Origin of the sequence: Bradyrhizobium sp. CCBAU 25338 (assembly GCF_028128965.1) — a bacterium.
GTDB classification, from domain to species: domain Bacteria; phylum Pseudomonadota; class Alphaproteobacteria; order Rhizobiales; family Xanthobacteraceae; genus Bradyrhizobium; species Bradyrhizobium liaoningense.
In genome coordinates this window covers 308,687-331,814 of record NZ_LFKY01000003.1, presented here as the reverse complement: position 1 = coordinate 331,814, position 23,128 = coordinate 308,687, and the positions used below count along the sequence as shown (strand labels likewise).

The following is a 23,128-nucleotide window of genomic DNA, read 5'->3' as shown; positions in this document are numbered from 1 at the left end:
CGGCACTCGGCTGGCTGTGGCTCGCTCTCGTTGCGAGCGGCCTCTACCACGGCGTCAATCCAGGCATGGGATGGCCGCTCGCCGTTTCGGCCGGGCTCATGGACAAGAGCCCGCGCGCGCTTTTCCGCGCTCTGTGGGCCCTGTCGGCCGGGCATCTGCTCGCAACGCTCCTCGTGCTGCTGCCATTCGCGTTCCTGCTCGTGCTGGCGGAGTGGCAGCGTCCGATCCAGATCGGCGCGAGCCTCCTCGTCATCGGCTTCGGCGTCTATCGGTTGATCATTCGGCGCCATCCGCGCGCGCTGGCACGAATTCCGCCGGCGCAATTGGTGCTCTGGTCGTTTGCCGTGGCCATTGCCCATGGCGCCGCCCTGATGCTCGTGCCGATCTATCTTGGGCTCTGCCAGGCCTTCGAGCTCGATGCCGGGCATGAGGCGGCGGGCGAGTTGATGAAGGCAAGTATCGGGATGGCGGTGCTCGTGGCCCTGGTGCACGTTGCCGCCATGGTCAGCGCCGGCGGATGTCTGGCTTGGCTGGTCTACCGTTATCTCGGGCTGAAGTTCGTCTCGCGAAGCTGGTTCAATCTGGATGCAGTCTGGGCGACCAGTCTCGTCCTGGTCGGCGCCGTGGCGCTCGCCTTCAATCTTGGGAGCTGAGAGTGAGGCGCTTACCGCGTCAACGTCCACTCGCCGATGATGCGGAAGCGAGCCTTCGCGTCGTCCTGCTTGAACAGTGCGAGGCGGTCGATCGCCAGCGCGCCGAGACGAAGCGACGCAAACCGGGCCCGTAACATCTCCAGTATCGGCCCGCGGCGCTCTGCATCCAGCCGGCCGGTGAGCGTCATGTGGAAGCGGAATTCCTCCATCACGTAAGGGTAGCCCCAGCGGTCGAGATAATCGCGCTGCCGCTCGGTGAGTTTCTCGGGCTTGCGCCGCGCACGATCGTCCGCTGTGAGGGCCGCGCGGAAGGAGTCGAATTCACGAACGCAATCGCCGGCGAGCTGCTGGAGAGCGTCGACCGGCTCGGCCGGAATGACGGCAATGAAGCCGCTGATGGTATCGACGACGGGGCGGATCACTGGGATTGTCCGCGATTGGCCGGCAAACGTCGCGCAGCCCGCCATGAGCTCGGCCTCGGTCCTGCCTGATACCAGCACCATCGGCGCCTTCAGCGTGGCGTGAAAGCCGTACTTGCGGGGATCGGTGGTGAGGTCGTGCCAGTCCGGCGCAATCTGCAGCGCCTCGCGCGGGAACGGCACCTCGTCGCCCGTGCGGGCGTCATAGCCGAGCAGTTCGGCGCCGAAGCGGGAGCAGGCACCGTCGGCGCCGGCGGCAAAATAGATCGCGTAACGGGGGAAACCTGTCATCGACTCAGCATAGCCAATTTAAGCCGCGACGACAGCCTCGCGCGGCGCCGTCACGGCAGTGAGCAGCCTTGTCGCGTCGGTGAGATGCACGAGCTTGCCGCCCGAGATCACCGCGATCAGCCGCGGCCGCAGCTTCACGCTGTCGTCGACGAGGAGAATGTCGGCGCGGCGTCCCTCCGCGAGCATGCCGCGATCGGCAAGGCCGGTCGCACGCGCCGGGCCGGCGGAGACCAGATCCCAGGCCTGTGCCAGCGGCACCACGCCATCGGCGGCGAGGCGGAACGCGGCGAGCAGCTGTGCGGGATAATAATAGTCCGACGCCAATACCGAGCAGAGCCCCTTGGCGATCATGTCGGATGCCCTGGTCCAGCCGGTGTGACTGCCGCCGCGCACGACATTCGGCGCGCCGTAGACGATGGCATCGCCGTGGCTCGCTGCCGCCCGCGCCGTCTCCTCGTTGATCGGAAACTCCGCGATGTCAGCGCCGAGCTCGCGAAACTCCCGGCGCATCGCCGGCGTTGCGTCATCATGCGAGAGCATCCGTACCCCGGCCGCGCGGGCAGAAGCGGCGAGGCGCGATACCGAAGCGGGCACCTCGTCGGCGCGCGAAACCACGCGCTCGACCAGCCGGTCGAATTCCTCGCTCGAAAGGCCAGTGCGCTCCACCATGCGGTTGCGCTTGCGCGGCTTGGCCATGTCGGCGACGGTGCCGTCCATGTGGTCGTTGAAGGCGAACAGGTCGACGCGGCCCTCGGCGAGCCACTGGGCGATTTCGGCCTCGGCATCGAGATTGTAGGTCTCGTGCCGCAGATGAAAGCGGGTGTCGGCGGCGAATTGCGGGCGCTGGCGCTCGATCGCCTCCATCAGGCCGCGCGCATTGTCGGCGCTGCGCAGGCCCGGCTCCCAGGAGCAGGTCGTGGCGTGAAAGACGGTGGTGATGCCGTTGCCGATCGCCTGGCGGTCGCTGTCGGCGAGCGCGACGTCGATCGGGAAATCGACGCCGGCGCGCGGCATCATCTGTCGCTCGAAGGCATCGCCATGCAGATCGACGATGCCGGGCAGCACCAGCAGGTCGCGGGCATCGATCGCCAGCCGCGCACGACCGCGCGAAGCATCGACCTGTGCAATATCCGTTCCGGACACGAGAAGTGAGGTTTCGACGAACTCGGCGCCGATCAGGGCCCGGCCGCCTTCGAGGAATATGTCTGTCACGCGATCGCGCTTCGTTTGCTGGCGGGAGAACTGGCGAGAGAGCTCGCCCGTGCTTCGTATGTCGAAAGAAAATCTTCAATCCCGAGCTTGCGGAAATCGGGCAGCGCCTCGCGCAATTTGTCGTGATCCCAGTCCCACCAGGCGAGCTTCGCAAGGCGCCCGGCGATCTCCTCCGAGAACCGCCGCCGCACGATCCGGGCCGGATTGCCGGCGACGATGGTGTAGGCCGGCACGTCCTTGGTGACGATGGCGCCGGCGGCGATCACCGCGCCGGTGCCGATGTTGCGCCCCGGCAACACGATCGCGCCATGGCCGATCCAGACGTCGTGGCCGATATGGATGTGATGCTGGCGCCGCCAGTCGAAGAACTCGGCATCGTCGCTCTCACCTTCGAAATAGGCGCTGGAGCGGTAGGTGAAGTGCGCCTGTGTCGCGCGGTGCATCGGATGGTTGCCGGGATTGATGCGCGTCATCGCCGCGATCGAGCAGAACTTTCCGATGGTGGTGTAGGTGATCTGCGAATCGTTGACGACATAGGAGTAATCGCCCATCGCCACTTCATGCAGGATCGTGCGCGCGCCAACCTCGGTATAAGCGCCGAGCCGGGTCTCATGCAGTTTGGCCGAGGGGGCGATGGTCGGCTGGACCGAAAGAGCTTTGGCGGCCATGTTGCATCCGGGGTGCGAGGGCGGGCGTTCCTCTTCGAGTGGATTCATGACAATGTCATGACGTAGCGATGACAGGGGATGACGTGTGCAGGATCGCTGCGCTGCAACGGTCGTGTCACACAAGTGTTAAGCATGGACGTTAGCGATTGGCTCCAGCTACTCTGGAGCCCTGCATGCTGGTGGTGGATGGTCTGACGTGTCGCTTCGGCGCAAAAGCCGCGGTGGACGACGCTTCGTTTGAGGTTTCTCCCGGCGGCTTCGTCGGTGTGATCGGGCGATCCGGCGCCGGGAAGTCGACATTGCTGCGAAGCATCAACCGTCTGGTGACGCCGACTGAGGGACGCATCCTGTTCGACGGCGTCGACGTCACCGCATTGAGCGGCAAGGAGCTGCGGCGGTGGCGTGCGCGCTCGGCGATGATTTTCCAGCAATTCAACCTGGTCGGCCGGCTCGACGTGCTCACCAACGTCCTGATGGGGCGTCTTGCGACGATGCCCGCCTGGCGTTCGCTGTCGCAGGCCTGGCCCGAGCAGGACAAGGCGCTGGCTATGTCGGCCCTCGAGCAGTTCGACATCGCCTCGCTCGCCGCCCAGCGCGCCGACCAGCTCTCCGGCGGTCAGCAGCAGCGCGTGGCGATCGCCCGCGCATTGGTGCAGCAGCCCGATATCATTCTGGCCGACGAGCCGATCGCCTCGCTCGACCCGCGCAACACCAAGATCGTGATGGATGCGCTTCTGCGCATCAACAAGCATTTCGGCATCACCGTGCTCTGCAACCTGCATTCGCTCGATCTCGCCCGCAGCTATTGCGACCGCCTGATCGGCATGGCCGCAGGCCGCGTGGTGTTCGACGGCGCGCCGTCGATGCTGACAGATCGGATTGCGCGGGAGCTCTACGATCTGGAAGCCAACGAGGTCATGGGCGGCGCGCCGACCGCCGCGCCCGAGGGTGTTCCGGCGCTCGGCAGCGCTGCCGCCGCCTGAGCGGCGGAAGCGTCTATTCAACGTTTCGCGTTAAAAGAACTCCAGCTGAAGAAGAGGGGTATCATGATTACTCGTCGATTGATTCTTGCCGGTGCCGCGGCCCTGGCCTTCACCGCCTCCGCCTCCGCCGAAGACTGGCGGAAGAAATACCCGGAGATCACTCTCGCCGTGGTTCCCGCCGAGAACGCCTCCGGCGTCACCGAGCGCTTTACGCCCTTCATCAACTATCTGTCGAAGGAGCTCGGCACGAAGGTCACGCTACGCGTCGCCAACGACTATGCCGCCGTGATCGAAGGCCAGCGCGCCGGAAACATTCACATCGGCTATTACGGCCCTGCAGCCTTTGCCCGCGCCCGGCTGACCGGTGTCAAGACCGATGCGTTCGCGATCGAGGTCAATGCTGACGGCTCAAAGGGCTACTACTCGGTCTTCTACGTGCTCGCGAAATCGCCCTACCAGAAGGTCGAGGACCTTAAGGGCAAGAACCTCGGGCTCGTCGACCCGAACTCGACGTCGGGCAACAACATGCCCCGCTTCAAGCTGAACCAGATGGGCGTCGATCCCGAGGCCTATTTCTCAAAGGTCGTCTTCACCGGCAGCCATGAAAATGCGGTGCTGGCGCTCGCGCAAGGCACCGTGGATGTCGCCGCCAACTGGTGGAACGCCGATGACGATTCCAACCTGACCCGCATGCTCACCAAGGGCATGCTGAAGAATGCCGACGGCACGCCGATGAAGAAGGAGGACTTCCGTATCGTCGTGAAGTCGGACATGATCATCAACTCGCCCGTCGCCTATCTCAGCGATCTCCCGGACGACATGAAGGCTGCGATCAAGAAGACGTTCCTGGACGCCGCGCAGAAGGACCCCGAGGCCTTCAAGAAGCTCTCCGACGGCAAGAACAAGCCTTGGGATCCGGTCACGAACGAAGACTACAACAAGACGATCGAGCTGATTAAGTTCGTCGACCATCTGCGCAAGAAGGCGTCCTGATCGCTCGGGACAACGGACTTCGAGCCGGGTCAATCGACCCGGCTCTTTCCATGACTGGCTCGCCTCCGACCGAATGACCATCGCAGTCTCGATCCTTCCCGAGCAACAGTTGGCTGCGCTGAATGCGGCTTACCGCAAGGCGGTCGCGCGCAAGCGGTTGCGCCTGCTGCTTGGCGCTGCGCTGTTCATCGCCGCGCTGCTCGTCGCTGCGATCGGCGCCGAAGTGAACTTGCGCACCTTCTTCGCCCATTTCGGCAATTTCGTCAGCTACTTCGATCGCATCTTCACGCTCGACAATGGCCAGCGCGTCTGGACCGACATCGGCGAATGGTTCTGGGGCTGGCACAAATGGCTGAAGCTCCTGGGCGAGACGCTGCTGATCAGTTATGTCGGCACGCTGATTGGCGCGCTCTTCGCGGTTGCGCTGAACTTCTTCGCCGCCGAAAACACCGCGCCGGCGCGCTGGTTGCTCTTCGTGGTGCGCCGCCTGCTCGAGTTCGCCCGTACCGTGCCGAGCATCGTGTTCGCGTTGATCTTCGTCATCGCCTTCGGTCTGGGGCCGATGGCTGGCGTGCTGGCGATTGCCATCCATTCGACCGGCGCGCTCGGCAAACAGTTCTCCGAGATCGTCGAGAATGCCGACATGAGGCCGGTCGAAGGCGTACGCTCGACCGGGGCAAGCTGGCTGTCCTGCATGCGTTTTGCCGTGCTGCCTCAGGTGATCGCGGGCTATGTCAGCTACGCGCTGCTGCGCTTCGAGATCAATGTGCGAGAAGCCTCGGTGATGGGCTTTGTCGGGGCCGGCGGCATCGGGATGGAGCTGATTGTTGCGATCCGCAAGTTCTACTATTCCGACGTCAGCGCGATCCTCCTGACCATCATCGTCACTGTCTTCCTCATCGACATTGGCACCGGCTGGCTGCGTGGCCGCCTGTTCGGCAGAGAGGAACGGACATGAGCCACCATCCCGAAGTCGATACGGCACAGCTTCGCGCGCGCTATCCTGATGTCTTCAGCCGGCCGGCGTCCGCGCGTCTCGCGACGCCGGCGATGATCGCCGTCGCGCTCGCAGTTCTGGTGTTCGGGCTGGTCGACCTCGACTTTTCACCGTCGCGTCTCGTTGCCGGCGTCAGCCAGCTCGGCTGGATCACGATGATGATGATCCCACCAGATCCCGGTTCATCGCTGCCGTTGTATCTCAAGGCGCTCGGCGAGACGTTGTCGATCGCGCTGCTCGGTACCACGCTCGCCGCACTGTTCGCGCTGCCGGTGAGCCTGCTTGCGGCGCGCAACATCGTGCCGTCGGGTTTCTTTCGCTTCCCGGTCCGGCGCTTCCTCGATTCGATTCGCGGCGTCGATACGCTGATCTGGGCGCTGGTGTGGATCAACGTGGTCGGGCTCGGCCCGTTTGCCGGCGTGCTCGCCATCGCGGTGTCGGATTTCGGTGCGTTCGGCAAATTGTTCTCGGAGGCGATCGAGGGCGCCGACCAGAAGGAGGTCGAGGGCATCCGCGCCTCCGGCGGCAGTGCCCTGCACGAGATCCGCTTCGGCCTGATGCCGCAGGTGCTGCCCGTCATCGCCGGCCAAGTGCTCTACTACATCGAATCGAACACCCGCTCGGCCACCATCATCGGCATCGTCGGCGCCGGCGGCATAGGCCTGCAACTGGCCGAGCAGATCCGCGTGCTGGAATGGCAGAAGGTCTCGTTCCTGATCCTGATGATCCTGGTTGCGGTGGCCGCGATCGATTTCATCTCGGGCAAGCTGCGCTTTGCGATCATTGGCAGGCGGGCTGTGGCCTGATCGGAGCTCCCGTAGGGTAGGCAAGGCGAAGCGTGCCCCACCACGCTTTCTTCCCTTCTCCAAGTGGGAGAAGGCGGGCGTCCGTGGTCCGGGGCGCTCACCCGTTCTCCACCAGAAATTCCACCCGTTCCGCCGCAAAGCGCGAGTGCTTCGTCAGCAGCGGCTTGCCCGTGAGATCGTTGTCGGTAGCATCCACCACCAGGATCGGCCGGCCCAGCGCCAGGTCGAGCCGTGCGGCATCGGTCGCATCGACGATGCCGGCCGTGATTCGGGTCGCGCCGCGGCGATAGTCGCGCACGCCGTAATGCGCCAGCAGCTTCGTCATCGAGCGCGTCGCCGCGAACACGGCGCCGGCGTCCGGAAACCGCTCTGCCGACAGCCAGGTGGTGGACACGCAGATCGGCGTGCGGTCGGCGAGGCGGATCGCCTCGATCCGCACCAAGGGCGCGCCGGTCTTCAGTCCCAGCTCCCGTGCGAGCTCGCGCGTCGCGATATCGTCGGTCGCATCGATCAGCCGCCCATGCGGTTCCCGGCCGCCCGCACCGACGATCTCGGAAAAGCGCGTGCGCGAGCGCAGCGGATAGGCGAGCTTCTGCGCCTCGACATAGGTTCCGCTGCCGCGCTCGGCCCGCACCAGGCCGCGCTCGGCGAGGGCTGCCAGCGCGCGCCGCACGGTGTGGCGGTTGACGCGATAGGTTTCGGCGATCTCCATCTCGCCAGGCAGCTTGTCGCCGGCCGCAAAGCGGCCGTCGGCGATGCCGCGCTCGATGCCGTCGGCAACGAGGCGCCATAGCGCGACGCCCGAGGAGGCTGTGTCCTGCATGCTCATGTCGCGGGAAGCCTACTCCAGAAATCACATCATTGTCACGAAACAGTCATGGCGCGTCCGTATGAAGTTGTCTATTATCATAGACAACTTCAATGCGGCAAGTTCGGTGGACCAGGTGACGCAGCACAACAATCAGCAAGCCCAGCGCAAGGCCGCGATGGCGGTGCTGGCGCACGCGGAGGCGGGCGAGATCGCCGCTCGCCTCCGCAACCTGGCCCTCCCGGCCCACCAGGATCTGCGCGCGCCGGAAAACGGGCTCGTCATGCTGCGCGGCCGGGTCGGCGGCGACGGCGCGCCGTTCAATCTCGGCGAAGCCACGGTGTCGCGCGCCGCGGTGCGGCTTGCGAGCGGTGAGGTCGGGTTCGGCTACACGCTCGGCCGCGACGGTGAGAAGGCGCGGCTGATCGCGCTGTGCGATGCGCTGGTGCAGTCGCGTGATCATGGCGGAGCGGTGGAGCGGGACGTTGTCGCGCCGTTGCGCGAGCAGCTGATGATCAGGCGCAAGCAGGCGGCGGCCGAGACCGCTGCGACGAAGGTTGATTTCTACACCATGGTGCGCGGTGAGGGGTGAGATCATGACCACGATTGCGGAACTGCCGCCGGGGTTCGCCGACAAGGTGCTGTCGGCGCAATCGACCTTTCGCTCCGTCATGGATGCCATGGCGCGGCCGGGCTCGGTTCAGCGCATCGTGCCGATGGCGGGGGCGCCAGGGCCGATGATGCGCGGCACCGCCGCAATCGCGCTCACGTTGTTCGACCACGACACGCCGCTCTGGCTCGATGCGCGGATGGTGGAGAGCTCCGACCTGGTGAAATGGCTGAAATTTCATACCGGCGCGCCGGTGGTGCGGGATTGCTCGATCGCGAGCTTCGCGCTGATCAGCGACGGCACGGCGCTTCCGCCGCTCGATCGGTTTGCGCTCGGGACGAGCGAATACCCGGATCGTTCGACGACAGTGATCATCCAGGTCGATAGCCTGGCCACCGGGCGCAGCTTCGAGCTGCACGGCCCCGGCATCGATGGTGTCGCGACGCTGCAGGCGTCGATCAAGCCTTTCGACCTGTTCGAGCGCCTGCGGGTCAACGAGGCGCTGTTTCCACGCGGCATCGATGTGGTGCTGGTCGCCGATGACGCCGTGGTTGCGATCCCGCGCACCACGCGCGTCGTGAGCAAAGGAAGCTGAAGCATGTATGTCGCAGTCAAGGGCGGCGAACGCGCCATCGAGAACGCCCATCGCCTGCTCGCCAATGCGCGGCGCGGCGACCAGGGCGTTCCGGAGGTCACGCTCGACCAGATCTCGGAGCAGCTCGGCCTCGCCGTCGACCGTGTCATGAGCGAAGGCTCGCTCTACGATCGCGAGCTCGCGGCGCTGGCGATCAAGCAGGCGCGCGGGGATCTGATCGAGGCGATTTTCCTGGTTCGCGCCTTCCGCGCCACCCTGCCGCGCTTCGGCGCCAGCGAGCCGGTCGACACCGGCGCCATGCGGGTGCAGCGGCGGGTGTCCTCGACTTTCAAGGATATTCCCGGCGGGCAGATCCTCGGGCCGACCTTCGACTATACCCATCGCCTGCTCGACCCCTCACTCGCTGAAGGCTTCGTTCCCGACGCGCCGGCAACGGCTGAAGCGTCCACCGCCCCGACGCCGCGCGTGACCGACATTCTCGGACGCGACGGGCTGATCGAACCCTCGCCGCAGCCTGAGGAGGGCGCCAGCGTCGGCGATCTCACCCGCGAGCCGCTGAATTTTCCGGCGGATCGCGACCTGCGCCTGCAAAATCTGGCGCGCGGAGATGAAGGCTTCCTTCTGGCGATGGGCTATTCCACCCAGCGCGGCTATGGCCGCAACCATCCCTTCGCCGGCGAGATCCGCTTCGGCGAGGTCGAGGTGGAGTTCATCGCGGAAGACGCCGGCTTCGCCGTGCCGCTTGGTTCGATCGAGCTGACCGAGTGCCAGATGGTCAACCAGTTCAAGGGTTCCGCGACCGAAGCGCCGTGCTTCACCCGCGGCTATGGCCTTGCCTTCGGCCAGAGCGAGCGCAAGACCATGTCGATGGCGCTGGTCGATCGCGCATTGCGTGCCCGCGAACTCGGCGAGGAGGCACTCGCACCCGCGCAGGACGAGGAGTTCGTGATGTCGCATTCGGACAACGTCCAGGCGACAGGCTTCGTCGAGCATCTGAAGCTGCCGCATTATGTCGACTTCCAGTCCGAGCTCGGCCTGCTGCGCAAGCTGCGGCAGGAGTTCGCGGATGCCAATGCGCCTGATGCCATGAAGGAAGCCGCGGAATGAACGCGCCCGCCTACAATTTCGCCTATCTCGACGAGCAGACCAAGCGGATGATCCGCCGTGCGATCCTGAAAGCGATCGCCATTCCCGGCTATCAGGTGCCGTTCGCCAGCCGCGAGATGCCGATGCCCTATGGCTGGGGCACCGGCGGCGTGCAGGTCACCGCCGCGATCCTCGGTCCCCAGGACGTGCTCAAGGTGATCGACCAGGGCTCCGACGACACCACCAACGCGATCTCGATCCGAAAGTTCTTCGCCAAGACCGCAGGCGTTGCGACGACGACCGCGACGGCGGAGGCGACGGTGATCCAGACCCGTCACCGCATCCCGGAGACGGCGCTGAATGAAAACCAGGTGCTGGTCTATCAGGTGCCGATCCCCGAACCGTTGCGTTTCCTCGAGCCGCGCGAGACCGAGACGCGGCGCATGCACGCGCTTGCCGAGTACGGCCTGATGCATGTGAAGCTCTACGAGGACATCGCCCGCTTCGGCCATATCGCGACCGCCTACGCCTATCCGGTGAAGGTGAACGCGCGCTACGTGATGGATCCGTCCCCGACGCCGAAGTTCGACAATCCCAAGATGGACAATTGTCCCGCGCTGCAATTGTTCGGCGCCGGCCGCGAGAAGCGCATCTACGCGATCCCGCCCTATACGCAGGTGGTCTCGCTCGATTTCGAGGACCACCCTTTCGAGCCCTATCGCTTCAACGCGCCCTGCGCGCTCTGCGGGGCGGAAAATTCCTATCTCGATGAGATCGTCACCGACGACAAGGGCGGGCGGATGTTCGTCTGCTCGGACACCGATTATTGCGAGGGCCGCCAGGCCGCCGGCCATCATGGCAGTCTCAGCGCTGCGCCGTACAAGGAAAAGGCGGGCTCACATGGTTGATCAAGACTTGGCCGACCTCGATACGCTCGAAAACGACCAGCCGCTGCTGGTGGCGGAGTCCCTCAGCAAGTCCTTCGGCCGCATCGCCGCCTGCCGCGACGTCTCCTTCGCGCTCTATCCCGGCGAGGTGCTGGCGATCGTCGGCGAGTCAGGCTCGGGCAAGTCGACGCTTCTGCAGATGCTGTCGGGCCAGCTCGCACCGAGTGCCGGCCATGTGTCCTACCGGATGCGCGACGGCATCGCGCGTGATCTCACGACGCTCGGCGAGGCCGAGCGGCGTTTCCTGTTCCGCACCGATTGGGGCTTTGTGCACCAGGATCCCGCGCAGGGCCTTCGCATGGCGGTTTCGGCCGGTGCCAATGTCGGCGAGCGGCTGATGGCCGTCGGCTGGAATCACTACGGCCGCATCCGCGAGACCGCGTCGGACTGGCTCACCCGCGTCGAGATCGACGTCGCGCGCATCGACGATGCGCCGCGCACCTATTCCGGTGGCATGCGGCAGCGTCTTCAGATCGCCCGCAACCTCGTCACCGAGCCGCGGCTGGTGTTCATGGACGAGCCGACCGGCGGCCTCGACGTGTCGGTGCAGGCGCGCCTGCTCGATCTCGTGCGCAGCCTCGTCGCCGAGCTGCATCTCGCCGTCATCATCGTCACCCACGATCTCGCGGTCGCGCGCCTGTTGTCGCATCGCGTGATGGTGATGAAGGGCGGCCGTGTCATCGAGACCGGTCTCACCGACCAGGTGCTCGACGACCCCCGCGAACCCTATACGCAACTCCTCGTCTCCTCGATTCTCCCGCCATGAGTTTTTCGATGACCGCCATGATCGACGTTGCCGATGCCCAAAAGACCTTTACGATGCACCTGCAAGGCGGCATCGAGCTGCCGGTCGTGCGCGGCGTGACCTTCCACGTCAATCCCGGCGAATGCGTCGTGCTGTCGGGACCCTCGGGCGCCGGTAAATCGTCGATCCTGAAGATGATCTTCGGCAACTACCGTTGCGATAGCGGCCGCATCGGCATCCGCCATCGCGGCACGGTGATCGACCTCGCCACCGCGGAGCCGCGGCAGGTGCTCAACATCCGCCGCTCCACCATCGGCTATGTCAGCCAGTTCCTGCGGGCAGTGCCGCGCGTTGCCACCATCGACGTCGTCGCCGAGCCGCTGATCGTGAACGGCATGGCACGTGCCGACGCACAGGCGCGCGCCGGCGAGCTGCTGCATCGTCTCAACATCCCCGAGCGGCTCTGGCAGCTGCCGCCCGCGACCTTCTCCGGCGGCGAGCAGCAGCGCGTCAACATCGCGCGCGGCTTCATCTCGGACCTGCCGATCCTGCTGCTGGACGAGCCCACCGCCTCGCTCGATGCTGCCAATCGCGCCGTCGTGGTCGAACTGGTCGCTGAAAAGAAGCGTCAGGGCGTCGCCATGGTCGCTATTGTCCATGACGACGAAATCCGTCATCTGATTGCGGACCGCATCATCGATGTCGCCAGCTTCGCTGCCGTGGCCTGAAGGAAGAGGAAATGAACCCCAAGCCGAAGGACGCCGTCATTGCCAACGCCAGGATCGTGCTGGCCGAACGGGTGATCGAACAGGGCTGGCTCGCTCTTGCCGACGGACGCATCGCCGAGATCGGCGAGGGCAGGGCGCCTGCGGGTGCCGAGGACGCTGGGGGCGACCTCATCATGCCCGGCCTGATCGAGCTCCACACTGACCATCTCGAAGCGCATTACGTGCCGCGGCCGAAGGTGTTCTGGAATCCGGTCGCGGCCGTCATTTCCTATGACGGCCAGCTCGCGACCTCGGGCATCACCACGGTGTTCGATTCACTCCGGGTCTGGCGCGAGGACGGCGCCGAGGAAGTCGACGGCCGCGCCGGCGTGCTCGCCGCCGCGATCACGACCGCGCGCGACGCCAGCCTGCTGCGTGCCGACCACTTCCTGCATCTCCGCTGCGAGATCCCGATGCCGAGCGTGGTCGAGGAGGCCAAGGAGCTGATCGACCGTCCCGACGTCAAGCTGATGTCGCTGATGGATCACACGCCGGGACAGCGCCAGTTCCGCGACGAGGTCAAGCTGCGCGACTATTATCGCGGCAAGGGCGGCGGCAAGACCGATGCCGAGCTCGACGAGCTGTTCGCAAAGCGCTTCGAGTATCAGAAGCAATATGCAGCGAACAACATGCGCGAGATCGTGGCGCTGGCGCATCAGTACAAGATTCCGCTGGCGAGCCACGACGACACCACCGAGGAGAACGTCGCGGACGCCGTGCGCGATCGTGTCTCGGTGGCGGAGTTCCCGACGACGCTGGAGGCCGCGCGTGGCCTGCACCAGGCTGGCATCGACATTCTCATGGGCGCGCCCAATGTCGTGCGCGGCGGCTCGCACTCCGGCAACATCGCTGCGGTCGATCTCGCCCGCGAAGGCCTGCTCGATATCCTGTCGTCGGACTACATCCCCTCGAGCCTCCTGATGGGCGCGCTGCAACTGCCGGAGCATGTGCCGGCCATCAGCCTCCCGGCGGCAGTTCGCACCGTGACGAAAGCGCCCGCTGAGGCGGTCGGCCTCACCGACCGCGGCGAGATCGCGACCGGCAAGCGCGCCGACCTGATCCGCGTGCACGTTGCCGGCGACGTTCCCGTCGTTCGCAGCGTCTGGCGCGAAGGGAACCGCGTCGCATGAGCGAGACCGTGACCACGGCGCAGGACGAGGCGGGTGCGATCGGCCCCGGGCGGCTTGTGCTCGTGGTCGGTCCCAGCGGCGCGGGCAAGGACACCTTGTTGCGGCTGGCGCAGGCGGCGTGCGCCGACGATCCCGACATCGTCTTCCCGCGCCGGGTCGTGACGCGGGAGTCCTCTGCCGACGAGGACAACATTGCGGTGAGCCAGGAAGAATTCCGCCGCGTGCGAGAGCACGGGGATTTTGCTGTGCATTGGGAGGCGCACGGGCATTCCTATGCCCTGCCGCTCGATATCAACGACGACATCCGGGCCGGCCGAGCCGTCGTTGCCAACGTCTCGCGCACGGTGATCGCCGCGCTGCGCCGAGCTTACGTAAACGTCGTGGTCGTCGCAATCACGGCGCCGCCCGACGTGCTGGCGCAGCGGCTTGCCGCGCGGGCGCGGCACAGCGACGGAAATATCGCCGAGCGGCTGTCGCGCAGTGTCGATGACGCATCGGCGCGAACCGACGTCACCATCCTCAACGCCGGCAGCGCGGACTATCACGGCCGCCAGCTCGTGCGCGTGATCAGGAATGAATGCTGGCAGGAATAGCTGCCGATGCAACGGGGAGAGAGTGGAATGTCGGTGATCGAAACGGTCGAACAGTTGGAAGCCATCTATGGCGCCACCAATGACGCCTCGACCGTGAAAGTCGCCGACCACGTCACGCCGCTCTACCGCATCTTCATCGAGAAGGCGCCGTTTGCCGCGCTCGCCACCATCGGGCCCGAAGGCATCGATTGCTCGCCACGCGGCGATCTCCCCGGCTTCGTCCGCATCCACGATCCCAAGACGCTGATGCTGCCGGACCGCCGCGGCAATAACCGGGTCGATTCCCTGCGCAACATCGTGCGCGATCCCAGGGTGTCGCTGATGTTCCTGATTCCCGGCTCCGGCAACGCCGTCCGCGCCAACGGTCGCGCTTATCTCTCGATCGATCCGGAGCTGCTGGCCTCGTTCAAGGTCGAAGGCAAGGCGCCGCGCAGCGTCATGGTGATGAACGTCGAGGAAATCTACTTCCAGTGCGCCCGCGCCATCGTCCGTTCCGACCTCTGGAATCCTGACAAGCGCGTCGATCCAAAGACGCTGCCGACGCCCGGCCAGATCCTCGCGGAAATGAGCGAGAACAAGGTCGGCGGCGCGGAGTACGACCGCATCTGGCCCGAACGCGCGGCCGCAACGATGTGGTGAGTCGCTGCGCCTCGATCGGCAGCTGATCGTCATGCCCGGGCTTGTCCCGGGCATCCACGTTCTTCGCGCTAGCGTCAAGGCGTGGATGGCCGGGACAAGCCCGGCCATGACGGCGTGCGCTCAGCTAAACGCCATCCCGCCGCTCAATGCCACGGTCTGCCCGGTCATGTACGCGTTGTCGACCAGCAGCATCACCGCTTTCGCCACCTCCTCCGCCGTGCCGAAGCGCCCGAGAGGGATGCGGCTGACGAGCTGGGGCTGGCTGCTCATCATGTCGGTCTCGATCAGCGACGGCGCCACTGCGTTGACGGTGATACCCTCCTTCACCAGCCGCGCGGCGTAACCTCGCGTGAGGCCTTCCATGCCGGCCTTGGACGCATTGTAGTGCGGGCCGATCGAGCCGGCGCCGCGCGCCGCTCCCGAGGAGATGTTGACGATGCGGCCCCATTTCCTTGATCGCATCGACGGCAATACGGCCTGCGTGCACAGGAAGGCGGATTTCAGGTTGACCAGGATGGTGCGGTCGAAATCGTCTTCGTTGAGATCGTCGATGCCGCGCGTGATGGCGATGCCGGCATTGTTGACGAGGATGTCGATCGGCCCTAGCCCGGACGCGACGCGCTCGACCATTCCGGCCACGGCTTCGGCTTGCGAGACGTCGGCAGCGACGACGATGGCGCGGCCGCCTTGCTTGCCGATCTCGCCAGCCAGCTGCTCGGCCTGCCCGATCCGCTCGCGGCAATTGATCGCCACGGCGGCGCCTGCTTCGGCCAGCGCGCGACAGACGGCGGCGCCGATTCCGCGCGAGCCGCCGGTCACGAGCGCGGTGCGCCCCTTCAAATCATCAGCCATCTCTGGAGCTCCCGAATTGCCTGCGTTCCGGCTCCTGAAGCGTACCACGCCGCCCCGTGCGCCTGTGATGAACTCATCGCGAGATGAATCCGTCTGCCGGTGCTTGCGCCGAGAGAAGCGCCCCGGCGCGCCGGCCGCAAATATGGATAGCCATTTCATTGACCAATCGCGCCAACCGCTCGATATTCCGAGCATCGAAACTGCTCCTCGAGCTTGATGCCGCGATATGAGAATGGATCACCAGCGTAACCAAGGCGACATGCATGCGTGCATGACGCGGCGCTGTTTCTCGGTGGCAACGGGCGCCTGTTGTCGTTGCTGACCGCCTCTTAGCAGCACCTCGCACCGAGAATCCCCGAACAGGAACGCCGAGACATCGGCGAACGAGCAATCATGTCCCAGACCCAGTCGAATGCCTACATCATCGAGATCCACGACCGCGCCGCCGGCATCATCACAAGAAGTGAGCGCGGCTACCGCTTCTTCTCCTCCGAGCGCCTGTTCGACAGTCTCGAAGGCCGCCAGTTCCATTCGGCCCGCGAGGCCGAGCGCGCCGCCCGTGCCGTGCTCTCGCAGCGGAGCCGTCGCGCGAGTTCCCAACTCTTCGCCAACTGATGCCACCGAAAGGACCGCAACATGATTGCACGACGACATATCCTGACCGCAGCGCTGCTCCTCGCCACCGCTGCTGCCGCGCCCGTGCGCGCCGCGGACAGGCCGGCGGAAATCCGCATCGGCACGCAGAAGGGCGGATTCTTTCCGGCTGTGCGCCAGCGTCAGACGCTCGAAAACGCCTTCAAGCCGCTCGGTATCGAGATCAAGTGGATCGACTTCCAGTTCGGTCCACCGCTGCTGGAGGCTATCAATGTCGGCAGCGTCGATTTCGGCTTCGTTGGCGATACGCCGCCGATCTTCGCGCAGGCCGGCGGCGCCAGGATCCGCTACGTTGCCGCGGTGAAATCGGAAGGCAACACACAGGCGATCGTCGTGCCGAAGGATTCACCGATCAAGACGCTTGCTGATCTCAAAGGCAAGCGCGTCGCCTTCGGCAAGGGATCCAGTGCGCATAATCTCCTCGTTGCCTCGCTCGAGAAGGCCGGCCTGTCCTGGTCCGACATCACACCGGCGCCGCTCGCGCCGGCGGACGCAACGGCGGCCTTCGTGAAGGGCTCGGTCGACGCCTGGTCGATCTGGGATCCCTATCTGGCGCTCGCGGAATTGAAGGAGAGCGCGCGCGTCCTCGCGTTCGACAAGGATGTTCACAAGCCGAACGCCTATTACATCGCCGGCACCGACTTCGTGGAGAAGTATCCTTCCCTCGTCGCGAAGCTCAACACAGCCTTCGCGTCCGAAGGCGTATGGGCGGATTCGCACCACGAGGATGTGGCGAAGGCGCAAGCAGAGGCGACCGGCGTCGATATCGAGGCTGTCAGGCGCTTCGTGGCCCGCTCCAACTATCGCGTCGTGCCGCTCGATGCCGAGGTGGTCAAGAGCCAGCAGGCGGTCGCCGATCGCTTCGCAAAGCTCGGCCTCATCCCGAAGCCGGTTAACGTCTCCGACATCGTCTGGAAATGGACGCCGGGCTCGTGAGCTGGACATTGAGAGGACGCCGTCATGCCCGGGCTTGTCCCGGGCATCCACGTTCACCGTTCTGCATCGCCAGCCGCGGATGGCCGGGACAAGCCCGGCCATGACGCTCCCTGCGGCTATCCGCGTTCCAAACGCTTGAGTTGGAAGCGGCTCAGCCCCTCAGCGCCGCCAGCAACTCATCCGGACGTTCGGCCATGATCATGTGGCCGGCGCCGGGCACCACGACGGTCTTCGCATGCGGGATCGCGGCCGCAAGCGCCTTACCCGCCTTCGCCGGCGTCATCATGTCTCGCTCGCCGAGAATGAGCGTCGTCGGCACCTTGATGCTCGCCGCGGCGGCAAGCGCATTCGCATAGGCATTGCAGGCCGACAGATCCTTGAACAGCACGCCGGGCTCGCAGGCCTGAAGCACGGCCTGTGCGCCGCCATGCATCCACAGGCCCGGTGCGAGGCTGCCGCCGAGCTCGGCCTTGAAGCCGAGACCCCAGATCGAGACCATGTCGTTTGCATCCTGCGCGTTGGCTTCGGCCGCCTTCAAGAGATCCGGGCCGACCGTCATGGTCGCGGCGGTGCCGATCAGGCTGAGCGCGGAGACCTTGTCGGGATGGCGCGCCGCCGTCTCGAGCGCGATCAGCGAGCCCATGGAATGGCCGATCAGATGCGCCTTCGTGGCGGCCGCTGCATCCAGCAGCGCCGCCGTCCAATCCGCCATCTCCGCGATGCTGCCGAGTGAAGGCCCCGTAGAGCGGCCGTGGCCGGGCAGGTCGGGCGCCAGCACGGCAAAACCGTGATGAGCGAACCAGCGCGTGTGCAGTGCCCAGGTGGAATGATCGAAGCCGGCGCCGTGGATGAAGACGACCGCGGGCAGCGACTTGTCGAAGTCGCGGCCGCCGGTTGCCACAAACACTTCAGTGCCGTTGACGGAGAGCTTCATGGTCAGACCTTTTGCGAGATGCGCAGCGCTTGGGCGAGATCGTCGATGATGTCGCTTGCCGTCTCAATGCCGACCGACAGCCGCACCAGCTCCTCGCCGATGCCGGCGGCCTTGAGCTGCTCGGCGTCCATCTGCTGATGCGTGGTCGAGGCCGGATGGATCACCAGCGTCTTGGCGTCGCCGACATTGGCGAGATGGCTGATCATGCGCAGCGATTCGATGAACTTGCGCCCCGCCGGTCGGCCGCCCTTGATGCCGAAGGAGACGATCGAGCCGGCACCGCGCGGCAGCAGGGTCTTTGCGAGCTGATAGTCGGGATGCGTCTCCAGCGAGGGATGCAGCACCCAGTCGACAGCCTTGTTGGATTTGAGTGCCTCCAGCACGAGATGCGTGTTCTGCATGTGGCGGTCCATGCGCACGGGCAGCGTCTCCACGCCCTGCAGCAGCTGGAACGCGTTGGTCGGCGACAGGCAGGCGCCGAAATCGCGCAGGCCCTCGGTGCGCGCGCGCATGATGAAGGCCGCCGTGCCGAACTGCTCGTCGAAGACGATGCCGTGATAGCCGCCATAGGGCTCGGTCAGCACGCCGAACTTGCCGGAGCCGCGCCAGTCGAAGCGGCCGCCGTCGACGATGGCGCCGCCGATCGCGATGCCATGGCCGCCGATCCATTTGGTCGCCGAATGCATGACGATGTCGGCGCCCAGCTCGATCGGGCGGCTGAGATAGGGCGTGGCAAAGGTGTTGTCGATCAGCAGCGGAATTTTTGCGTCATGCGCGATCGAAGCGACCTTCGGGATGTCGAGCACCTCCAGCCCGGGATTGCCGATGGTCTCGCCGATCACGAGCTTCGTGTTCGGCCTGATGGCGCTGCGGAACGCGTCGAGATCGCGCGGCTTGACGAAAGTGGTGGTGATGCCGAAGCGCGGCAGCGTGTGCGCCAGGAGGTTGATGGTGCCGCCATAGAGCGAGCTCGACGCCACGATGTGGTCGCCGGCATTGAGCAGCGTCGCGATCGCCAGATGCAGCGCGGCCATGCCGCTGGCGGTGCAGATGGCGCCGACGCCGCCTTCCAGGGCCGCAAGCCGCTCCTCGAGCACGCCCGTGGTCGGGTTAGAGATGCGGGTATAGATGTGGCCGGCGCGCTCCAGGTTGAACAGCGCCGCAGCGTGATCGGAATCCTGGAACACGTAGGACGTGGTCTGGTAGATCGGCACCGCCCGGGCGCCGGTCACGGGATCCGGATGCTGGCCCGCATGCAGGCTCAGGGTCTCGAAAGCAGGCGGTTTTGGCGCGGGCATGCGTGGCCTCGTTGGTCGGTCGGCGATGGCGGCTCTTGTGCCACAAAACGAGGGACCACGTCAGCCCATTGACAACGCCGCCTAGCCCCGGATCGCCTGCTCGATGGCGCGCGCCTCCCGCAACAGAATCTCCGCGACCTCCTGCTCGCGGCGGGGGCCGAGCCTGGTTCGAACGGCGGAGACCGTGATCGCGGCGGTCGGCTGTCCGTCCGGGGTCTTGATCCAGGTCGAGATCGATTTGGTGCCCTGCACGAGGCCGATCTCTCTCATGTTGTAGCCCCGCCGCCGCGCTGCAGTGACCTGGCTCGTCACGGTGCCCACGTCGGTCTGGTAGGCCTCGAACCGCTTCTCGTTGGCTGCAACGATCTTGCGCGCGTCCTGCGCCGGCATTGCGGCAAGGATGGCGACGCCCGCGCTGGAGACGCCGAGCGGCCGGCGCGCGCCGATCTCGATCGACAGCACCTGGATCGGATAGACGCCGATCCTGCGATCGACGCACAGCGTGTCGTTGCCGGTGCGCACCGTCAGGAACAGCGTGTCGCCGATCTCGGCGGACGCGCGCTGCAGCGACGGATTTGCGGCGACCAGCAGCCGCGACGGCCGCGGCCGTGCGAGCGCCAGCTCCGGCACCTGGTTGCCGATCGCGTAGCGCCCGCTCTTGCCATGCCGCTCGACGATGCCTTCCTCGATCAGCACGTGGACGATGCGATGCACGGTCGGGCGGGTGAGGCCGGTGGCGCGGACCACCTCGGCCAATGGCACACCGTCTTCGCGGCCTGCGGCAAGGATGCGCAGCACCGCGAGCGCGCGCCGGATCGCCTGCGCACCCTGTCGCGGTGCCATCGCATTGCGTGCGAATCTGGTCTTGTCCATAATATGGACAAGAACGCCACAATTCCCTCGACAGGGCAAGCGCGCATCTGGAGATTGCGCTCCGATCGGAATGCCTTGTGAGCGTCGTGCGACGTCCAGGCATTCGAATGAATCGAATGCGCCGCCGGGAGGTTAACATGAGATTAATCTGGATTGCCATAGCTGCCGTCACTGCGATGCTGGCGGGGCCGGCGTCGGGCCAGCAATGGCCGGCGCGCAACGTCAAGCTGATCGTGCCCTATCCCGCCGGTGGCAATGTCGACAGCGCCGCACGCATCGTCGCCGACAAGCTCCAGGAAAAGCTCGGCCAGCCCTTCGTCATCGAGAACAAGGCCGGCGCCGGCGGCATGATCGCGGGCGAGGCCTTTGCGAAGTCGGCACCCGACGGCTACACGCTGTTCGTCGGCGCCAACGGCCCGGTGCTGTTCGCGACCGAGATCAACAAGCGCGACGCCTACAACTGGAAGAAGGACTTCCTCCCGATCTCGACGATCTCGATGACGCCGCTGGTGCTCGAGGTGCATCCCTCGGTGCAGGCCAACACGTTCAAGGAATTCATCGAGCTCGCCAAGCGCGAGCCCGGCAAGCTGACCATGGCCTCGCCCGGCCCCGGCACCACCAACCATCTGCTCAGCGAGCTGATGCAGTCCAACCTCGAGCTGCAATGGGTCACCGCGCACTATCGCGGCAATGCGCCGGCGATCAACGATCTGCTCGGCGGCCAGGTCCAGTTCGCGTTCGACCAGCTCACGGTCAGCCTCCAACACATCAAGGCCGGCCTGTTCCGCGCGCTGGCCGTGACCAGCCCGCACCGCCTGAAGTCGCTGCCTGACGTCCCGACCTTCGCTGAGCTCGGCTACAAGGATTTCGACGGCCAGACCTTTACCGGCCTGTTCGCGCCCGCCGGCACGCCGGCGCCAATCGTGGACAAGCTGCACGAGACGCTGGTCGCGATCCTGAAAGACCCCGCCGTGGTCGACAAGTTCGAGAAGCTCGGCGGCGAAGCCACGCCGATGACGCCGGAAGAATTCAAGGCCTATCTCGAGCGCGAGGACGCCAAGTGGATTCCGGTCGTGCGCAAGGCCAACATCAGGGCGGATTGATCGATGCGGATCGATCCCGCCGAGCTCGGCGCCGAGCGCATCTACCGGCTGATGACCGGCATCGTGGTGCCGCGTCCGATCGCCTGGGTGACGAGCCTGTCGCGAAGTGGCGTGCTCAACCTCGCGCCGTTCAGCGCCTTCACCTTCGTCTCGCAGAAGCCGCCGATGCTCGCCATCAGCGTCGGCCGCAAGGGCGCCGATTACAAGGACACCGCGCACAACATCCTCGACACCGAGGAATACGTCATCCACATCGCCGATACCCCGCTGATGTCCGCGGTGCACGACAGCTCCGTCGAGCATCCGCCTGAAATCAGCGAGGTCGAGCATCTCGGACTCGAAACGCTGCCCTGCGACCTCATCAAGGTGCGACGGCTCACCGCCGCGCCGGTCGCGATGGAGTGCCGCTTTCGGCAGTGCCTCGAATTCGGCGAGGCCAAGAGCCGGCTGATCGTCGGCGAGGTCGTGATGTTTCATCTGCGCGACGGCCTCGTGAACGACGGCAAGGTCGAGACCAGGGCGCTCGACCCGATCGCGCGGATCGGCGGGCCGCGCTACGCCCGCCTCGGCGAGATCGTGACGCTGAACACCGTGTTCCAGACTCCCAAGTCGAAAGACTGAGCGCGCGGGTCTGTCTCGGGCCCAGCTGCCTCAAGATCATTGGAGGAAATACAATGCGACTCCTGAGCTATCTCCTGGATGGAGAGCCGCGCTACGGAGCGGCCGTCGAAGGCGGTGTGATCGATCTGACGAAACGGATCGGCCGCGATTTCTCGGATGTGAAGGCGCTGATCGCAGCGAATGCGCTGTCCGATGCGCAGGAAGCGGCGGCCGGACAGAAGCCCGACTACCCGTTGGAAAAACTCGTCCTGCTGCCGCCGGTGCTGGCGCCGGAAAAGCTCTGGTGCATCGGCGTCAACTACGCCGAGCGCAACGCCGAATATAAAGACAGTTCGGACCTGCCCAAATATCCCAGCCTGTTCGTGCGCAGCATGTCCTCGATGACCGGCTCCGGCCAGCCGATCGAGAAGCCGAAAGTCTCCGACCAGCTCGACTATGAAGGCGAGCTCGTCATCGTGATCGGGCAGGGCGGCCGTCACATTCCGCGCGAACAGGCGTGGTCGCACATCTTCGGCATGACCCTGTGCAACGAGGGCACGATCCGCGACTGGCTGCGCCACGGCAAGTTCAACGTCACGCAGGGCAAGAATTTCGATCGCTCCGGCAGCATCGGCCCGTGGATCGTCACGGCGGACGAGCTGGATCCGCGCGGGCCGCACGACATCATCACGCGCGTCAACGGCGAGGTCCGGCAGCAGGACACGACCGAGCGGCTGATGTTCCCGTTCGACGTCCTGATCTCCTATCTCTCCACCTTCGCGACGCTGAAGCCCGGCGACATGATCGTGACGGGCACGCCGACCGGCGCAGGCGCGCGGTTCGATCCGCCGCGCTGGCTGAAGGTCGGCGACGTCGTCGAAGTCGAGTCGAGCCGCATCGGCGTGCTGCGTAACACCGTGGCGGCGGAGCAATAAG

General features: G+C 65.6%; 27 protein-coding genes. 19 read left to right on the top strand and 8 right to left on the bottom strand.

All coding sequences use genetic code 11. From position 1 onward, the window contains the following. Nucleotides 1-65: 65 nt before the first annotated feature. A complete protein-coding gene (locus ACM42_RS06815; protein WP_271527457.1) occupies nt 66-653 on the top strand; it encodes a hypothetical protein in 588 nt (195 codons plus the stop codon). Nucleotides 654-664: 11 nt separating this feature from the next. On the opposite strand, the gene ACM42_RS06810 is transcribed toward ACM42_RS06815, so the two are convergent. From ACM42_RS06810 to ACM42_RS06800, 3 genes are read right to left on the bottom strand one after another with little or no spacing between them, the layout of a single operon-like run. Next, a complete protein-coding gene (locus ACM42_RS06810; RefSeq protein ID WP_271527165.1) occupies nt 665-1,363 on the bottom strand; it encodes a DUF1045 domain-containing protein in 699 nt (232 codons plus the stop codon). An 18-nt stretch (nt 1,364-1,381) separates the two neighbouring features. Beyond that, nucleotides 1,382-2,575 (bottom strand): alpha-D-ribose 1-methylphosphonate 5-triphosphate diphosphatase, encoded by a 1,194-nt coding sequence (locus ACM42_RS06805; RefSeq protein WP_271527164.1) that lies wholly within the window; start codon nt 2,573-2,575, stop codon nt 1,382-1,384. Next, nucleotides 2,572-3,243 carry a transferase hexapeptide repeat family protein gene (locus ACM42_RS06800; RefSeq protein ID WP_271527163.1) on the bottom strand — a complete coding sequence of 224 codons (672 nt, stop codon included), beginning with the start codon at nt 3,241-3,243 and terminating at the stop codon, nt 2,572-2,574. The genes ACM42_RS06805 and ACM42_RS06800 overlap by 4 nt, the downstream gene beginning before the upstream one ends. Before the next feature lie 173 nt (nt 3,244-3,416). Between ACM42_RS06800 and phnC the strand changes: the two genes are divergently transcribed. From phnC to phnE (ACM42_RS06780), 4 genes are all read left to right on the top strand, one after another. After that, the gene (phnC, locus tag ACM42_RS06795) at nt 3,417-4,226 is read left to right on the top strand and encodes a phosphonate ABC transporter ATP-binding protein (RefSeq protein ID WP_271527162.1); all 810 of its coding nucleotides are present in this window, start codon (nt 3,417-3,419) and stop codon (nt 4,224-4,226) included. A gap of 63 nt (nt 4,227-4,289) precedes the next feature. Then, nucleotides 4,290-5,219, top strand: coding sequence for a phosphonate ABC transporter substrate-binding protein (gene phnD, locus ACM42_RS06790; RefSeq protein WP_271527161.1), 930 nt, complete (start codon nt 4,290-4,292; stop codon nt 5,217-5,219). A gap of 73 nt (nt 5,220-5,292) precedes the next feature. After that, nucleotides 5,293-6,177, top strand: a complete 885-nt coding sequence (gene phnE, locus ACM42_RS06785; protein ID WP_271527160.1) for a phosphonate ABC transporter, permease protein PhnE — start codon at nt 5,293-5,295, stop codon at nt 6,175-6,177. Next, entirely contained in the window at nt 6,174-7,022 is an 849-nt protein-coding gene (gene phnE, locus ACM42_RS06780) for a phosphonate ABC transporter, permease protein PhnE (protein ID WP_271527159.1), read from the top strand. The genes phnE (ACM42_RS06785) and phnE (ACM42_RS06780) overlap by 4 nt, the downstream gene beginning before the upstream one ends. 97 nt (nt 7,023-7,119) lie before the next feature. Here phnE (ACM42_RS06780) and phnF read toward each other — a convergent pair whose 3' ends face one another. Beyond that, nucleotides 7,120-7,851: a phosphonate metabolism transcriptional regulator PhnF gene (gene phnF / locus ACM42_RS06775; protein ID WP_271527158.1), complete on the bottom strand. Its 732-nt coding sequence runs from the start codon at nt 7,849-7,851 to the stop codon at nt 7,120-7,122. Between the two features lie 106 nt (nt 7,852-7,957). Between phnF and phnG the strand changes: the two genes are divergently transcribed. Genes phnG through ACM42_RS06730 form a run of 9 tightly spaced genes read left to right on the top strand, consistent with a single transcriptional unit; the run spans nt 7,958 to nt 14,942 of the window. Further along, on the top strand, nt 7,958-8,422 hold the full coding sequence (phnG, locus tag ACM42_RS06770; protein ID WP_271527456.1) for a phosphonate C-P lyase system protein PhnG: 465 nt from the start codon (nt 7,958-7,960) through the stop codon (nt 8,420-8,422). A 4-nt stretch (nt 8,423-8,426) separates the two neighbouring features. Further along, on the top strand, nt 8,427-9,035 hold the full coding sequence (phnH, locus tag ACM42_RS06765; protein ID WP_271527157.1) for a phosphonate C-P lyase system protein PhnH: 609 nt from the start codon (nt 8,427-8,429) through the stop codon (nt 9,033-9,035). 3 nt (nt 9,036-9,038) lie between these two features. Beyond that, entirely contained in the window at nt 9,039-10,142 is a 1,104-nt protein-coding gene (locus tag ACM42_RS06760) for a carbon-phosphorus lyase complex subunit PhnI (protein ID WP_271527156.1), read from the top strand. Beyond that, entirely contained in the window at nt 10,139-11,029 is an 891-nt protein-coding gene (locus ACM42_RS06755; protein WP_271527155.1) for an alpha-D-ribose 1-methylphosphonate 5-phosphate C-P-lyase PhnJ, read from the top strand. Before ACM42_RS06760 ends, ACM42_RS06755 begins: the two co-directional genes overlap by 4 nt. Next, nucleotides 11,022-11,834, top strand: coding sequence for a phosphonate C-P lyase system protein PhnK (gene phnK / locus ACM42_RS06750; RefSeq protein ID WP_370116170.1), 813 nt, complete (start codon nt 11,022-11,024; stop codon nt 11,832-11,834). The genes ACM42_RS06755 and phnK overlap by 8 nt, the downstream gene beginning before the upstream one ends. 8 nt (nt 11,835-11,842) lie before the next feature. Beyond that, a complete protein-coding gene (phnL, locus tag ACM42_RS06745) occupies nt 11,843-12,541 on the top strand; it encodes a phosphonate C-P lyase system protein PhnL (protein ID WP_271527154.1) in 699 nt (232 codons plus the stop codon). 11 nt (nt 12,542-12,552) lie between these two features. After that, nucleotides 12,553-13,710, top strand: coding sequence for an alpha-D-ribose 1-methylphosphonate 5-triphosphate diphosphatase (locus ACM42_RS06740; protein WP_271527153.1), 1,158 nt, complete (start codon nt 12,553-12,555; stop codon nt 13,708-13,710). Beyond that, on the top strand, nt 13,707-14,303 hold the full coding sequence (gene phnN / locus ACM42_RS06735) for a phosphonate metabolism protein/1,5-bisphosphokinase (PRPP-forming) PhnN (protein ID WP_271527152.1): 597 nt from the start codon (nt 13,707-13,709) through the stop codon (nt 14,301-14,303). The genes ACM42_RS06740 and phnN overlap by 4 nt, the downstream gene beginning before the upstream one ends. A 27-nt stretch (nt 14,304-14,330) precedes the next feature. After that, the gene (locus ACM42_RS06730) at nt 14,331-14,942 is read left to right on the top strand and encodes a pyridoxamine 5'-phosphate oxidase family protein (RefSeq protein ID WP_271527151.1); all 612 of its coding nucleotides are present in this window, start codon (nt 14,331-14,333) and stop codon (nt 14,940-14,942) included. A gap of 120 nt (nt 14,943-15,062) precedes the next feature. On the opposite strand, the gene ACM42_RS06725 is transcribed toward ACM42_RS06730, so the two are convergent. Next, entirely contained in the window at nt 15,063-15,794 is a 732-nt protein-coding gene (locus ACM42_RS06725; protein ID WP_271527150.1) for an SDR family NAD(P)-dependent oxidoreductase, read from the bottom strand. A gap of 393 nt (nt 15,795-16,187) precedes the next feature. Between ACM42_RS06725 and ACM42_RS06720 the strand changes: the two genes are divergently transcribed. Together ACM42_RS06720 and ACM42_RS06715 are read left to right on the top strand one after the other, a co-directional pair. Continuing rightward, the gene (locus tag ACM42_RS06720) at nt 16,188-16,409 is read left to right on the top strand and encodes a hypothetical protein (RefSeq protein WP_271527149.1); all 222 of its coding nucleotides are present in this window, start codon (nt 16,188-16,190) and stop codon (nt 16,407-16,409) included. Nucleotides 16,410-16,430: 21 nt separating this feature from the next. Further along, nucleotides 16,431-17,384, top strand: a complete 954-nt coding sequence (locus tag ACM42_RS06715; protein ID WP_271527148.1) for an aliphatic sulfonate ABC transporter substrate-binding protein — start codon at nt 16,431-16,433, stop codon at nt 17,382-17,384. A 151-nt stretch (nt 17,385-17,535) separates the two neighbouring features. On the opposite strand, the gene ACM42_RS06710 is transcribed toward ACM42_RS06715, so the two are convergent. The 3 genes from ACM42_RS06710 to ACM42_RS06700 form a co-directional block, all read right to left on the bottom strand. Further along, complete coding sequence (locus ACM42_RS06710) at nt 17,536-18,318, bottom strand: alpha/beta fold hydrolase (RefSeq protein WP_271527147.1); 783 nt, start codon at nt 18,316-18,318, stop codon at nt 17,536-17,538. A 2-nt stretch (nt 18,319-18,320) separates the two neighbouring features. Next, the gene (locus ACM42_RS06705) at nt 18,321-19,616 is read right to left on the bottom strand and encodes an O-acetylhomoserine aminocarboxypropyltransferase (protein ID WP_271527146.1); all 1,296 of its coding nucleotides are present in this window, start codon (nt 19,614-19,616) and stop codon (nt 18,321-18,323) included. Between the two features lie 81 nt (nt 19,617-19,697). Beyond that, on the bottom strand, nt 19,698-20,489 hold the full coding sequence (locus tag ACM42_RS06700; protein ID WP_271527145.1) for an IclR family transcriptional regulator: 792 nt from the start codon (nt 20,487-20,489) through the stop codon (nt 19,698-19,700). A gap of 137 nt (nt 20,490-20,626) precedes the next feature. Between ACM42_RS06700 and ACM42_RS06695 the strand changes: the two genes are divergently transcribed. Genes ACM42_RS06695 through ACM42_RS06685 form a run of 3 tightly spaced genes read left to right on the top strand, consistent with a single transcriptional unit; the run spans nt 20,627 to nt 23,127 of the window. Then, nucleotides 20,627-21,592: a Bug family tripartite tricarboxylate transporter substrate binding protein gene (locus ACM42_RS06695; RefSeq protein ID WP_271527144.1), complete on the top strand. Its 966-nt coding sequence runs from the start codon at nt 20,627-20,629 to the stop codon at nt 21,590-21,592. Between the two features lie 3 nt (nt 21,593-21,595). Next, complete coding sequence (locus ACM42_RS06690; protein ID WP_271527143.1) at nt 21,596-22,213, top strand: flavin reductase family protein; 618 nt, start codon at nt 21,596-21,598, stop codon at nt 22,211-22,213. A 53-nt stretch (nt 22,214-22,266) separates the two neighbouring features. After that, nucleotides 22,267-23,127 (top strand): fumarylacetoacetate hydrolase family protein, encoded by an 861-nt coding sequence (locus ACM42_RS06685; protein ID WP_271527142.1) that lies wholly within the window; start codon nt 22,267-22,269, stop codon nt 23,125-23,127. Nucleotide 23,128: the final 1 nt, after the last annotated feature.

Excerpts from the sequence above, each read along its gene's own strand:
- ACM42_RS06815 (WP_271527457.1), top strand. The coding sequence starts at position 66 with ATGGGATGGCCGCTCGCCGTTTCGGCCGGGCTCATGGACAAGAGCCCG.
- ACM42_RS06730 (WP_271527151.1), top strand. The coding sequence starts at position 14,331 with ATGTCGGTGATCGAAACGGTCGAACAGTTGGAAGCCATCTATGGCGCC.
- ACM42_RS06720 (WP_271527149.1), top strand. The coding sequence starts at position 16,188 with ATGTCCCAGACCCAGTCGAATGCCTACATCATCGAGATCCACGACCGC.
- phnD (WP_271527161.1), top strand. The coding sequence starts at position 4,290 with ATGATTACTCGTCGATTGATTCTTGCCGGTGCCGCGGCCCTGGCCTTC.
- ACM42_RS06700 (WP_271527145.1), bottom strand. The coding sequence starts at position 20,489 with ATGGACAAGACCAGATTCGCACGCAATGCGATGGCACCGCGACAGGGT.
- ACM42_RS06755 (WP_271527155.1), top strand. The coding sequence starts at position 10,139 with ATGAACGCGCCCGCCTACAATTTCGCCTATCTCGACGAGCAGACCAAG.
- phnH (WP_271527157.1), top strand. The coding sequence starts at position 8,427 with ATGACCACGATTGCGGAACTGCCGCCGGGGTTCGCCGACAAGGTGCTG.
- ACM42_RS06715 (WP_271527148.1), top strand. The coding sequence starts at position 16,431 with ATGATTGCACGACGACATATCCTGACCGCAGCGCTGCTCCTCGCCACC.
- phnC (WP_271527162.1), top strand. The coding sequence starts at position 3,417 with ATGCTGGTGGTGGATGGTCTGACGTGTCGCTTCGGCGCAAAAGCCGCG.
- ACM42_RS06690 (WP_271527143.1), top strand. The coding sequence starts at position 21,596 with ATGCGGATCGATCCCGCCGAGCTCGGCGCCGAGCGCATCTACCGGCTG.
- ACM42_RS06760 (WP_271527156.1), top strand. The coding sequence starts at position 9,039 with ATGTATGTCGCAGTCAAGGGCGGCGAACGCGCCATCGAGAACGCCCAT.
- phnN (WP_271527152.1), top strand. The coding sequence starts at position 13,707 with ATGAGCGAGACCGTGACCACGGCGCAGGACGAGGCGGGTGCGATCGGC.
- ACM42_RS06710 (WP_271527147.1), bottom strand. The coding sequence starts at position 18,318 with ATGAAGCTCTCCGTCAACGGCACTGAAGTGTTTGTGGCAACCGGCGGC.
- ACM42_RS06810 (WP_271527165.1), bottom strand. The coding sequence starts at position 1,363 with ATGACAGGTTTCCCCCGTTACGCGATCTATTTTGCCGCCGGCGCCGAC.
- ACM42_RS06725 (WP_271527150.1), bottom strand. The coding sequence starts at position 15,794 with ATGGCTGATGATTTGAAGGGGCGCACCGCGCTCGTGACCGGCGGCTCG.
- phnE (WP_271527160.1), top strand. The coding sequence starts at position 5,293 with ATGACCATCGCAGTCTCGATCCTTCCCGAGCAACAGTTGGCTGCGCTG.
- ACM42_RS06800 (WP_271527163.1), bottom strand. The coding sequence starts at position 3,243 with ATGGCCGCCAAAGCTCTTTCGGTCCAGCCGACCATCGCCCCCTCGGCC.
- ACM42_RS06705 (WP_271527146.1), bottom strand. The coding sequence starts at position 19,616 with ATGCCCGCGCCAAAACCGCCTGCTTTCGAGACCCTGAGCCTGCATGCG.
- phnL (WP_271527154.1), top strand. The coding sequence starts at position 11,843 with ATGACCGCCATGATCGACGTTGCCGATGCCCAAAAGACCTTTACGATG.
- ACM42_RS06695 (WP_271527144.1), top strand. The coding sequence starts at position 20,627 with ATGAGATTAATCTGGATTGCCATAGCTGCCGTCACTGCGATGCTGGCG.
- ACM42_RS06685 (WP_271527142.1), top strand. The coding sequence starts at position 22,267 with ATGCGACTCCTGAGCTATCTCCTGGATGGAGAGCCGCGCTACGGAGCG.
- phnF (WP_271527158.1), bottom strand. The coding sequence starts at position 7,851 with ATGAGCATGCAGGACACAGCCTCCTCGGGCGTCGCGCTATGGCGCCTC.
- phnK (WP_370116170.1), top strand. The coding sequence starts at position 11,022 with ATGGTTGATCAAGACTTGGCCGACCTCGATACGCTCGAAAACGACCAG.
- ACM42_RS06740 (WP_271527153.1), top strand. The coding sequence starts at position 12,553 with ATGAACCCCAAGCCGAAGGACGCCGTCATTGCCAACGCCAGGATCGTG.
- phnE (WP_271527159.1), top strand. The coding sequence starts at position 6,174 with ATGAGCCACCATCCCGAAGTCGATACGGCACAGCTTCGCGCGCGCTAT.